General features: G+C 72.0%; 10 protein-coding genes. 5 read left to right on the forward strand and 5 right to left on the reverse strand.

What is annotated here, in order from left to right; translation table 11 throughout:
* The coding region (locus tag AC08OU_RS16515) for a hypothetical protein (RefSeq protein WP_476605247.1) at nucleotides 1-189 on the reverse strand (189 nt) is incomplete at its 3' end.
* A gap of 750 nt (nucleotides 190-939) precedes the next feature.
* Between AC08OU_RS16515 and AC08OU_RS16520 the strand changes: the two genes are divergently transcribed.
* Nucleotides 940-1,311: a hypothetical protein gene (locus AC08OU_RS16520; protein ID WP_476600408.1), complete on the forward strand. Its 372-nt coding sequence runs from the start codon at nucleotides 940-942 to the stop codon at nucleotides 1,309-1,311.
* Here the strand turns inward: AC08OU_RS16520 and AC08OU_RS16525 are convergent.
* From AC08OU_RS16525 to AC08OU_RS16535, 3 genes are all read right to left on the reverse strand, one after another.
* Nucleotides 1,303-5,037: a winged helix-turn-helix domain-containing protein gene (locus AC08OU_RS16525; protein WP_476605248.1), complete on the reverse strand. Its 3,735-nt coding sequence runs from the start codon at nucleotides 5,035-5,037 to the stop codon at nucleotides 1,303-1,305. The genes AC08OU_RS16520 and AC08OU_RS16525 overlap by 9 nt on opposite strands.
* Nucleotides 5,038-5,180: 143 nt before the next feature.
* Complete coding sequence (locus AC08OU_RS16530) at nucleotides 5,181-5,480, reverse strand: DUF4193 family protein (RefSeq protein WP_476600411.1); 300 nt, start codon at nucleotides 5,478-5,480, stop codon at nucleotides 5,181-5,183.
* 432 nt (nucleotides 5,481-5,912) lie between these two features.
* Nucleotides 5,913-6,302: a GroES family chaperonin gene (locus AC08OU_RS16535; RefSeq protein WP_035908101.1), complete on the reverse strand. Its 390-nt coding sequence runs from the start codon at nucleotides 6,300-6,302 to the stop codon at nucleotides 5,913-5,915.
* A gap of 422 nt (nucleotides 6,303-6,724) precedes the next feature.
* Between AC08OU_RS16535 and AC08OU_RS16540 the strand changes: the two genes are divergently transcribed.
* The 4 genes from AC08OU_RS16540 (at nucleotide 6,725) to AC08OU_RS16555 (ending at nucleotide 11,311) form a co-directional block, all read left to right on the forward strand.
* Nucleotides 6,725-7,390: a hypothetical protein gene (locus tag AC08OU_RS16540; protein ID WP_476600413.1), complete on the forward strand. Its 666-nt coding sequence runs from the start codon at nucleotides 6,725-6,727 to the stop codon at nucleotides 7,388-7,390.
* 1,693 nt (nucleotides 7,391-9,083) lie between these two features.
* On the forward strand, nucleotides 9,084-9,212 hold the full coding sequence (locus AC08OU_RS16545; protein ID WP_462186757.1) for a hypothetical protein: 129 nt from the start codon (nucleotides 9,084-9,086) through the stop codon (nucleotides 9,210-9,212).
* A gap of 293 nt (nucleotides 9,213-9,505) precedes the next feature.
* Nucleotides 9,506-9,934 carry an ATP-binding protein gene (locus AC08OU_RS16550; RefSeq protein WP_476600415.1) on the forward strand — a complete coding sequence of 143 codons (429 nt, stop codon included), beginning with the start codon at nucleotides 9,506-9,508 and terminating at the stop codon, nucleotides 9,932-9,934.
* Nucleotides 9,935-10,081: 147 nt separating this feature from the next.
* Nucleotides 10,082-11,311, forward strand: coding sequence for a lysylphosphatidylglycerol synthase transmembrane domain-containing protein (locus AC08OU_RS16555; RefSeq protein ID WP_476600417.1), 1,230 nt, complete (start codon nucleotides 10,082-10,084; stop codon nucleotides 11,309-11,311).
* 63 nt (nucleotides 11,312-11,374) lie between these two features.
* Here AC08OU_RS16555 and AC08OU_RS16560 read toward each other — a convergent pair whose 3' ends face one another.
* Nucleotides 11,375-11,800: a DUF3618 domain-containing protein gene (locus AC08OU_RS16560; protein WP_476600419.1), complete on the reverse strand. Its 426-nt coding sequence runs from the start codon at nucleotides 11,798-11,800 to the stop codon at nucleotides 11,375-11,377.
* Nucleotides 11,801-12,142: the final 342 nt, after the last annotated feature.

The raw sequence follows: 12,142 nt of genomic DNA on the forward strand, positions 1-12,142 counted from the left end.
CATCGGCACACCGCTCCCCGGTGGGCCGGAGCGCTGGTGAAGCGGTCGCCCCGCACCGGCGCCGGTGGCGGCGGAATGCCGGGTGGTCGGCGAGCGGTGCGGCGGGGTCAGCGGTGCGGGTGAGCTCGCGGAGACACGCCTCGCGACCCGGCCCGCCGCAGCGGCCTCGGCGGATGTGTCGACGGTCACGCCAATTCGTGGCCGATGTAGTGCGTCCTCACCGATAACATCATGCGGGCGGGAAACTCGGTCGGTCACACGTGCCTCCGGGGGGGGTCAGAACTCAGAACCGGCGCCAGGCCTCGTCCGCTAGGGACGAGGTCGCCAGGTTGATTTCCGGCGAAGTTGGACAGGTGCGGCAAGCGTAGGGCCCATCTCCCTCGCTACGCCAGCGGTCACCCACACCCCCTGATCACACTCACCCCGTACCTTCGGCGCAGCCGGGGAAAACGCGACCTTAACGCACGTAAACGTTTGGGATGACGCCGTCCGGCAGCCCCCGGCAGTGGCTCGAGGTGATTTTTCCCTCCCACTGGCACCACCCGTCGGGGCTACCTCACAAGTACGAGATTGGCTCCCCCGGCTTCGATCGCGGTCGCGAAAGAAGCCAGAAAACGTCCTCCGGCACGGGTGAGCCTCGGATCCCGACCAACATCGACAGCATGAACATTGGTCACGCAGGGTATCCACAACGGCAGCGCACAGTTTCGCCAGCGGCCCGCGGCCTGCCCCGGAGGGGTGGAGTTCCCCGCTCCCTGCACGGACCACCCATCCCATGGTGCCGCTCCACGACGACGACACATCGAGCGCGGACACCATCGAGCGCGGCCGGGGTCCGCGATGTGGCCATGCGCCGATCATCGACCGGCCGAAGCCCCCGGTCGAAGCCACGGCGGGAGACCAAAGCCACAGCAGGAAAGAGGTAGAGGTACGAAGGCGATGACCTTGGGGCGGTCGGTCTTCCTGGTCGTGATGGGTGCCATCCTGCGCTACGCGCTCACCTGGCGCACCACCGGAGTGGATCTCCAGATTCTGGGCCTGATCCTGATCATCATGGGGATCGTGACATCGATGATCTGCCTGCTCCATGCCTTCCTGCCGGCACCGGCACGGGCCACCGCGCGTACCCGCGGACCGGGGCGGACACCGATCGGGCCTGGTCCCGGCCCGATCGGGCGGCACCTCGAACGAACGGCGGCGCTCGGCACATACCGGTACGGCCCACCGCAGCCCGGGTCCGACACGATCCAGACGGATGCCGGCCACCTCGATGCCGGCTACACGGGTCCCGGGTATGACTATTTACAATAGACGCAATTCGCGCGCACGATGTACAGCATCGCGACGCCGTGGCACGTCGAGCTTGCGGTAGATGCTCTTCAGGTGCGTCTTCACCGTGTTCACGGAGACGAAGAGCTCGGCGGCGATCTCGGCGGTCGTCAACATCGTCGGCAGATAGCTGAGGACCGCGAGTTCCCGGTCGCTGAGCCGGTCACCCGCCCCGGGTCCCCGCCCGTCCATGGAACCGGGTGAGCGCTCGCGCGCCCCTGGCTGCCCTAGAGAGATCGGACTCGTTCCCACCCCAAGGCCGTGGCCCGCCGGACCGGAGCGAGGGCCGCGCGGGACGTTGGCCCCCTGACGGTCACAGTTAGGCGGCGCCGAGCGCGCCGCGGGGGTCATAAGGGCCGGACGTGCCTTTCGCCCACTCATGACGGGTTGACGTGGGGTGGCCGGCCACGCGGGAGCGGGCACCGCCACCTCTCCGCTCGGCATCCCCCCGCTCGGCGCCCCCAGGCCGGCCACCCCCACAGGCGGCGCCCCCACGGGCGGCACCCCCGCCCCGGAGACGGCCATGACCGGTCCGCCGTCGGTCGGCGTCCGCGGATTCACCGCGGCGGCGGACGCCATCGTGGCCAGGGCCCGCAGAGTCGACACGAAGAACGGATGTGCGGCGGAGAGACCGGGATGGGCATCCAAGATCGCCAATGGTTCGCCACCGAATTCGAGGAACGGGCCAGCGAGTCCCTCGTCCTCGGCGAGCGCGAGGGCACGCGCCAGCAGGTCGGTGGCACGCCCGTGGTCGTCACGCCGCGCGGCCGCCACCGCTGCCACCACACATGCCGACACCACCGAACCGCCTCCGCCGCCATCCGCCCGCAGCAGAGCCGCCACCGCGTGCTCCGCTCCCTCTAGATCAGCGCACGCGAGGTTCGCCCGGGCCGCCGCGAGCGCGAGAGCATGGTCCGGCCGGCGGGTGTCGGCCAGCTGTCCCAGCAGCTGCCGGGCAGCCTGGGCGTTCCCGACGGCGATCAGCAGGTCGGTCTCGGCGGCGCGCCACAGCGACAGGCACAGCGGCGGTCCGGCCGGCCGTCCTCGCGACGCCAGGAGACGGCGGGCAGCCCGCACATCGTCCGCCTCCCCACGCCGGCATCGCGCCCTCGCCTCCAGCACGACGATCAGATCGAGCAGGTATGGAGGATGCGCCGGGGTGAAGGCCATCCGCGCGAGGTCGAGATGGTGCGTGACGCGCACGTCGTCGACCCGGGCGGCCGCCACCATCGCATGGGCGAGATGCGCCTCGACCAGGCCGGCCGGCATGTCGGTCAGACCATCCGAGGATGCGGGGACGGCCGTGGGATCGACCGGGCTGGCAGTGATCACAGCGGCGGTGGCGACCGCCACTGCCGCGCTGGACTCGGCCTGCCGCAATCGACCTCGCAGCACGTAGGCGAGAGCCATCGCCCCGGACGCCGATGCCTCGACCGTCCGCAGACCGCCATCCCGGGCCGCCGCCATCGCCTCCCGCAACGCCTCCAGCGCCAGGTCGGGACGGCCGAGCCAAAGCTCCGCCTGCCCGCGCGCACACCAAGCCACAGCCGCCACGATCCCGTCGGGACCACCCACGCCCCCGCCACCGCTGGTCGATCGCGCGACGATCCCGGCCGGGCGGTCCGGCTGGGCCCCACCGACGACGGAGCCGGGGCGGGCCGCGCCTTCCCCAATGTGATCATGTCGAACACCGGACGGCTCCAGTCCGGGACCTTCGGCGCCCCCGATGGCCCCGATGGGACCGGCAGGACCAGCAGGGCCGGCAGGACCAGCGGGCAGGAACCGGGGATCTCCCGGCGGCCGCACGCCGACGGGCGGTCGTGGCCGGACCTTCCCCGCGGCCTCCGCCCGCCCCGTCACGCCGGCAACCGCCGGATCAACCGGCTGTGGCACGGCGCCCGGCCTGCCCGGGGACCGTAGCAACCGGCGGGTGATACTCAGCATCTCCTCGCACGCCCCGGCGAGCTCCGCCCGGCGCAGGTCGACAAGATCGGCTCGGACCACGAGCGCGCGACGACGGGACACGACCGCCGCGGCGATGCTCCCCCGGGCCACCTGCAGGCATCTGGTGGCCGCCCCCACCTGTCCCTGGCCCAGCCGGCCCACGGCGGCGACCAGTGCGCACTCCGGCGACCACAAGGCCGGGGAGTCCGGCATCGCCGTCATGATCGAGCTGAACCCCGCGGCGCCGCCGTGCAGGGCGTCCACCATCTCGGGCCCATCGACGAGCAGGCAGGCCGCGTACCACCAGTCCCCGGCATGCGCGGCGTGATGTACCGCATCCGTCGTCCGACGGTGCGCGGCGAACCAGATCGCGGCTCGCAAGTGGAGCTCATCGGTGTCCTCGTCGCCGTCCGCGGCCAACGCGGAACGCAGCACCGCGGCAAGCAGCCGGTGAAAGCGGAACCATCCGCCGTCGTGGTCGAGCTCAACCACGAAGCCGTCGGCGCGCGCGAGTGCCGCCAGAACTTCCTTCCCGCTCACCCGCGCACCTACCGTGGGTGCCGGCGTGTCCCCGGGGCCGCACTCGCCGGGCGGGCCCATCGCCATGCTCGCGGCGTCGGCGTCGGCGTCCGGCGGCGGCGCGGCACGCGAGCCGGTATCCGCCGCCAGGACGCCCGCATCCATCCGCTCGGCCGCGACGGCGTCCGCCAGCGGCCCGGTCATGCGCTCCAGGACACTGGTCCGCAGGAGGAAGCGGCGTACCCGCGGCGGCTTACCGGCTATCACCTCGGCCTGCAGGAAATCGGCGATCGCGGGATGGCCGGCCACGGCGCCGGACAAACCAGCCGTGTCACCGAGGCCACCGGACGGGGATGCGACGGCCGCTTCCCACCGCCCATCCGCCCCCGGCAGTGGTCGTCGCTCCCGTGCGGCGAGCGCCCCGGCCGCCAGCCGCAGCCCGGCCGCCCAGCCCTCGGTGACGTGCACGAGACCGCTCACCGTCGCGGGCGACGCCGTGATCTCCTGCCGGCCCAGGAGGGCGGCGGCCTCCGCCCGGGTGAAGGCGAGATCCGTCGGGCCGATCTCGGTGACCCACCCGGCAGCCCGCAGCCGGTGCAGCGCCACGGGCACCGTCCGGCCCACCAGAATAATCCGGGCCCGGTCCGCGGCCGCGTCGATCAGCAGTTCGAGGCCGTCGAGGTCCGAACGCCGGGTGATCAGATGCACGTCGTCGAGGATCAGTATGAAGGACGCCGGGAGGTCGGCGAGGATGTTGGCGAGCCATCGGTAACGCCGATCACAAAGATCGTCGGCCGCGGGACCGTACCGGCTCCCAAGGCCCTCACCGGCCGGGAGCAGACCGTGTCGTCCCAGCCCGTGCAGCAGCTGCGGCCACAGTGGGAGGCCCGGCTCCCCGCCACGCGGGCCGGGGACGACCGCCGGATCGACCCGCACCCACACGATCGGCGTCTCCCCCCGCCGGCCCGCGGCCCAGGCCGCGACCAGCACCGTCTTGCCCGAGCCGGCCGGGGCCCGCACCACCGTGAGGGGCAGGGCGGTAGCGGCGTCGAGTGCGTCGAGCAGCCGTGGTCGATCGACATGACCCGGCGGGGTCGGCGGGGGGACGAACCGGTTCAGGAGCAGCGGCAGGCTTTCGGGACCGTCCGCGGGATCCTCCTCCCCGGGACGGAGAGCGGCATCCTCCGGACGGAGGGGCCGCCGACCCTCAAAGACGGCGGGACGGGTCCGGACGGAACCGGACATCGGTGACTGTTCGTCGAGCATCCGCACCACCCCCAGCGACAAGCTCGCGCTAGGTAGTGGTACGCCTACTCGGGCGACCGGGCAACCGGGCAACCGATCCGCACCGCCCGCCGTCGAGGGACACCCCGCCCGGGACCCGGCCCTCAGGCCGCGCAGTCCGAGCAGACGACGTGACGGACGTCCGCGAGCTGGCTGCGGTGCTGCACCAGGAAGCATCGGGTGCAGGTGAACTCGTCGGCCTGCCGGGGAAGTACCCGCAGCGACAGTTCCTCGTCGCGTACCTCCGCATCCGGAAGGTCCAGCTCGGCCTCGAGGGCGTCCATGTCGTCCCCCAGGTCCGCTGCCGCACCGGCGTGCTGCGCCTTGAGCGTCTCCAGGCTCTGTTCCTGGAGCTCGTCCTCCTCGACATCCGTGCTTCGCCGAGCGTCGAAGTCACGAGCCATGCGTCTCCTTCCTTTCCCTGCCATCGTTCACCCAATGGGTATGCCAACCCATCGGTCTTGGGTTTGGCCGAGCGTGAGGAGCCATGGAACACGGCACCTCAGGACATCGGCTGGTTACAGTACGCAGTGACCCCAAGGATTGAGGTGACGCGATGCCCTGTGTCCGCATTTCCGGGTGCCTCCACCACATCCAAGGGTCCCGGCCGGAACGCGGATCTCCAGAGCCGAGCGAACGATACGGGGCGGAACCGCGTCAGGCCAGGCAGCACCAGGCTGGCGCGGTGTCACTCCCGCCACAGCCATGATCAAACATCACGACTCCGGTGGACCGCCCGCATCTCGATCGATGCGGCACCGTACACCACCTGGACGCCGCGCCGTCATCGGATGGTCGGAAAGGGCCACGCAAGCCTGGGGGCCGACCCGCCGGATCTAGAGATACAGACCTGTCAGGCCATCGTCCAACCGCTCCGCCGCGACGGCGTGCACGTCCCGCTCCCGCAACAGAACGTAGGTGGTCGAGTGCAGCTCCACCTCGGCCCGGTCCTCGGGGTCGAACAACACCCGATCGCCAACCTGGATGGTCCGCACGGCCGTCCCCACCGCGACGACGTCCGCCCAGGACAGGCGCTTCCCCATATGCGCGGTCGGGGGGATGACGATGCCCGCCTTCGACCGCCGGTCCACGGAATCCTCACGCGGCTCGACCAGCACGCGGTCGTGCAGGAGCCTGATTGGCAGCGCGCCGGACTGCATGACACCCGATTGCGTGCCCACCCCAGCCGCGCCGACCCCGTTGACACCGCCGGACACAACGTTCACAGGGTCGGACACTACCCGCCTTCCAATCACCGGTGACACCCCAGGCGGCATTTCACGACCGCCCGATCGACCGACCACGTCCGCCGGCCGGGACTTCCCACGCCTCCCGGCCGGCATCCACACACCCCACACCTCCCCACCGGAGGGCCCGCCCGGCCGTCCTGATTCCCCGCCAACGTTCCGCCGGGGAATGCCCTCGGGTGACGGGACGCGACGGAGAACGCGATACCCCCACTTCGCCTTATCGGAGCAGAGCCAGCCGAACCTCCCCGGATGGGGAATGGTCTCCCAACGCGGTATAAGCTGCCGCCCATCGCCGCCCGGGCTGGCGCTGACGGGGGGCGAGCCGGTCACCCCTCGATCGTCCGTTGGCGCCCAGGTAACCGTCGGCACGTAACGAACCTCAGGGATGGGGCACGATCATGGCATTGCGCATCAGCGTCGACCTCGATGGGCTACGCTGGGCCGATCTGTTCCGCTTCGTCGATCTCGCCCGCAGCGGCGGCATCAGCGCGGAGGACCAGGTTGACGTCATCACCTACGGCAGTGACCCGATGTCGGTCAGCCTGTCGGCCCGCATCTACCCGGTCTCCGAGGGGTTCCTCTCCACGGAGCAGTCGGACGCATCCGGCGACAGCATGCGCGGCGCCCCGCTCTCGGTCAGCCCCGGGTCCGGCAGCCCCAACGGCTCGGGGTTCGCCTACGACGGTTCCAGCGACCGCACAGCCTCGGCCAACGGTGCCCACTACCCGGCGTTCGACAACGCCGCGGACCGTGCGGTCCCGCAGAGCAGCAACGGCCTGCCGTCCTCCTACAGACCCGGGTACGACGGACCCGCCGAGCGGGGCCTCCAGGCGGCGGGGGGTGGGCACTACCCCGCGTTCGACGGCCAGCCCGACCGCATGCCGCCGGGTGCCGGCGGGCAGTTCGCGGGTTTCGAGCCGTTTGACCGGTCCGCGCCAGGCAAGGAGCCCGGAGGTGCCTCCGGGCAGGTCGAAAGTCCCTACATCGAGGAGTTCGCCAGGCTTCAAGAGGGTCTGATGCGGCAGGTCCGCCGCACGGACGAGGTCCGGCCGGACCGGTCCTGATCTGCGATTAGCGCCTCCACGCGGCCACGCCGTCCGGACTCCGGCTCGGACTCCGGCTCGGCATGACCATGCGGCCCGGCCCGGCGAACCCGCTTCCCATCCTCACCGCACGTAAGGGAGAGGGAACCATCAGCGGCATCTGGCACCGCGGGTCAGAAGCGGAACGTGAGTCAGCAGTGACGGTGAACCCGAACGGGCTACACCCTTCGTGCCCGCTGGCCCGCTATGGTGCATGCTGCCGGTGATGGAGGATTCGCGCCTTGCTGACGTCGAGCAGTATCACGGGCGACTGCGCTCGGAGCTCGACGTCATCGCCCGTGGGCCGGTCCTGGTCGGCCCGAAGATCGTCGAGCATATTCACTCGCTGATCACCCTCATCGACCTTCATCAGCCGAATGAGTTCGACCTCTGTCTGAGCTGCGACCGTCTCTGGCCCTGCGCGTCGATCATCGCGATCACCGGCATGTCACCGGGCGCCGCACCGGACAGCCGGGCGGTCGACGAGGAGGATGAGCAGGCCGCGGGCATCGGGCGAGCGGTCGCCGGACGGGCATCCGGCCGATCGGGTCCGGTCGCGTCTCCCGACGCGGAACGCCCCGGCGCGGAACACCCCGGCCCGGATCCCCGGCCGGTGGCCCCCGAGGGGCGGGGAGCCCGTCCCGGGCCACCCCACCGCGAGCACCCCGCCACCGGCGACGAGGCCAGGATGTTCCCTCCGGCGCGCCCCGCGGCCAGGCCGCCCGCGCCACCGCCACCGCAGTCACCGGTCAGGCCGCCTGCCCCAGTTCCTGGACAGTTCCCCGAGCCGATGCCCGGGGCAGCTGCCCACCTGTCCATGGGGTCCCCGGCGGACTCCGACCACCCGCCGTCCGGGGGACACTCCGACCGTTCGGGCTACCCGCCCCCGGACGCCCACCCCGCCCAGCGGGGTGCTCCGCAGCCAACCGGTGCCCGGCCACGACTGCCCGGCGGGCGGCAACATGCTCCCAACGGATACTCCTCGGACCGGTATCCGACGGGCGGGTACCCCACGGACCGGGACCGGGACCGGTCCACCGCGGACAGCTACCCGCCGGCCGTAAACCCGTCGGTGGCCCGGGGCGATGTCGTCGTGCCGTCGTCCCGGCCCGCTCCCTCGATCTCCGGTCCGGTCGAGATGGCCACGGCCAGGGTCGAGACGCCGCGCCCGATGACCGGAACCGGGCCGGGCGGCCCGTCAGACCCCGGTCACGCGGTGCCGGGGCCCGGACGCCACCAGGGCCGGCCATCACCCCAGCCGGGGCCGACGCCGCCGGAATCCATCCGGTCGGGATCTATGCAGCCGGGATCTATGCATCGCGGGCAGCCCGACCGCGGGCAGCCGGGCCCGGCCGAGTCCCCGGGACGCCCCGCGGGGAACAGGGCGAGAGCCTGGGTAGACCGTCCCCGAGCACCGGAGCGACGCGTGGAACCGGGTGGGCAACCGACGAGGGACCGGCCCGGCCCACGGCCCATCGGCCGTCCCGACCATCCCGGGCCGACCTCCGATCGGAACCCGACCCCGCCCGACGGGCGCGCCCCGGACGGAACCGGTGGTGTACCGCACGGCTCCGGTCGCCGGTACGCGCAACCCGGGATCGACCCGCCGAACTCGTCGCACCCCGGTCGGGCTGCCATGCCGCGAACGGCCGCACGAGCGGATGCGGATGCGGACATGGTGCCGCCTCCCCGCGGCAACCTATCGGCGGCGGCGGCCCGCATCGACCAGACCGCGGTCGACGAGGTCACGCGGGCCTGGATGGCTCGCCGCGAGTCGGTGCTGGACGGCATCGACGTCATCTGACGCCATCCCCCGACGCGGTCACCCGCTCGGCCGTCCCAGCGGGGGAGGCCGACCCGCCCCGGCGCGGCTCCCCGGCCCGACGCCCGGCCGGGGAAACGCCGACGCCGTCCTCGGCGCGTCGCGTCGCCCGGACGTCCCGGTCGCGGTATCCAGATGCGTCGCGTGGCCGTTGCCTGGCTCGACGACCACAGAGGGTCAGGTTTGGGGGGGCGGTCATGGTGGCAGTAACGCGACGCGGCAGACCCCCGCACCGGGATGATGACCGTGCCTGACGACCCCACGGAAGGTGAGGCGTGGCCGAAGCTCTCAGCGCACGCTTCGACCTGCCCGCCGATCCCCGTGCCGCCAGCCGAGCCCGCCGGCTGGTCACCGAGCTGCTCGCCGCTTGGGGCCGCCCGGAGACCGTCGAGGTCGCGCAGCTGCTCGTCAGTGAGGTCGTGACGAACGCGGTGCGCTTCGTCGGTGCCCGCGCCGCCCTGTGCCTCACGCTGTCCCTGCGCGACGACCGGATCCGCATCGCGGTCGACGACGGAAGCTCGCTGTGGCCGGTGCTGAAACCCGCCCACGATGACGACGAGTCGGGCCGGGGCATGCATCTGGTCGCCACGCTGGCGATGCAGTGGGGTGTCGTCGAGATGCCGGACACCCGGGGGTCAGGCAAGCAGGTCTGGTTCGACCTGCCACGCCAACAGGATCCGATCGAGGCGGTCTGCGGCTCCTGACCAGGGCCGCCGACCGATTCCTCCCGAAGCGTCGTCGCGCGACTTCCGGTGGCTAGGTTAGCAATAAGGATGCTTCAGCTGCTGTTCAGCCAAGCCGCATACCGTCGAGCCGCGTACCGTGACGTACGTCTCCTCTGCATCACGACCGTGATCGCACCTGTCGATCCTACGGGGGTAGTCATCGAGACTCCGGTCCTGCTCGGCGCCGAGAGCGCCGCGCCCGCGCCCCCGCTTCCACCACCGGCGGTGTTGACCCGGCAGCTACTACGACGCTCTGGTGCCCACCCGGGCGGCAACTCCGACGACGTGGCTGCAACGGCACCGAACTCTGCAACGGCACCGAGGGGCGAGCTCGTCGCCTCCCCGGCCGGTGACGCCCACGTCTTCGCCGAGCCGCTCGCGCTCCGTCTCGGGCCGGTCCGATCGGCCCGGTCCCGGCGACGCAACGTCCTGCTCGCCGGCATGCTCGCCGTTCCCCTCACCATCCTGGCCGTGCGCTTCCGCGGCGACATGGCCTCACGGCTGGCCGGCGTTCCCGCGCCCCGCTGGCACTGGCTCGTCATCTGCGCGCTCTCCTCGGTCCTGTTCTACTTCGCCAACGGCCTGTCCACGCGGGCGGCCAGCGGCCTGCGGCTCGAGCTACGCACCGCGACCGGCCTGCAGGTCGCGGCGGCGGCGGCGAACCGGATCGTGCCCGCGGGTCTCGGGGCCATCGCGGTCCATCTGCGTTTCCTGGAACGGCGCGGGATGACGCGTTCCGCGGCCTTGGCGGCCATCACGTCAATCAAGGTGGCCGGCGGGGTGGCGCACCTCGGGGGCATCGTCCTGGTCGCCGGCACCCTCAGCGCCTCGGGCATCGGCGCGGCCCTGACTAACCCGCTGCGGTCCACTGTCCAGGGGCTCGGGCCGGGGCCGTTCGTGCTCAGCTGTGGGGCGGTCTGCGCGCTCGTGACGGGCACCGTGGCCCATCCGCGGATCCGGTCGAAGGCCCGGCCGGCAGTGCGGGCCTTCGACACTCATCTGAAGATCCTCGCCCGTTCCCCGTGCCGGACTCTGGTGCTGCTGCTGTCCCAAATAGGGACACGCTTCTTCCAGATCCTCGCGCTCGCCTGCACGGTCTGGGCATTCGGCACCAGCATGACGTTGATGTCCGTTGCCGCGGTCTACCTCATCGGCTCGATGGTAGCCGGCGCGGCGCCGACAGCCGGCGGCATCGGCGCGATCGAACCGGCACTCGCCTTCGGGCTCGCGGCCGCGGGTGGTACGGCGGCGTCCATGTTCACCGCGGTCCTCGTCTACCGCCTGATCAGCTTCTGGCTGCCGGTGCTGCCGGGGATCCTCATGCTGGCCTGGCTGCGCCGCACCGGCGACCTGTAGGCGGGGGGCAGGGGGTCGGCGCGACCGCGGCCCGGGAGCGGCCCAGACGGGCGGGGTGGCCGCTCACCCGCGCCGGGACGACCGGCGGCGACGGCGACGGCGGATCCCACCCACCAGGAGCAGCACACCTCCACCGACGAGAACGACCCGCTCCCAGCGCACCACCCGAACCACAGTGGCGCCGCCGGAGGGTCCGGGCACCGCCCTGCCGTCCAGGGCACCCCCGGTCAGCGTGCCCGCATCCCCCCGCCGGGCCAGGCCATCGGCTCCGACGCCGGCTCCCAGTTCGGGAAGCGCGGGCCCCGGGCCGATCCCGAGGACCGGACCGTACCTGTGGCGCAGTTCGGCGGTCTTCGCCCGCAACTGCACCTGGGCCCGCTCGGCGACGCGGCGCGGGCTGACGATCTCCGCGATGGAATCGATCGTCTCCGCCAGTTCGGCGCGGGTCTCTTCGATCTGTTGCTGGATCACGGCCGGGTCCTGCGGCACCGATGTCGCCCTCTCGTCCGTTGCGAATGGCGGACGCGCTCCCGCGACTGGCGTCGATCGGCGTCGATGGACGCCACGGACATCTCCGTCGGGTGCGACCGGCCTGCAACGATCGTGCCAGACACATCACCGCCCGGCGAGACCAAACGGCCAGTGGCGCGACACGTCACGCGGGCGCACCGACGCACGACGTCTCGCCCCGTCCGATCCCGGTCTCCGTACCGCGCAGATGGCGCCGCGGGCGGAAGCGACCGCCCACCGAAATCCGTCCGGCGGGACATTACGCTGAACGCTGTGCTCGAGGGCCAGCGGTGGTCTGGCCCGGGTGGGCATCGCCCGGGC

This window comes from Frankia sp. CcMO1, from assembly GCF_977945845.1.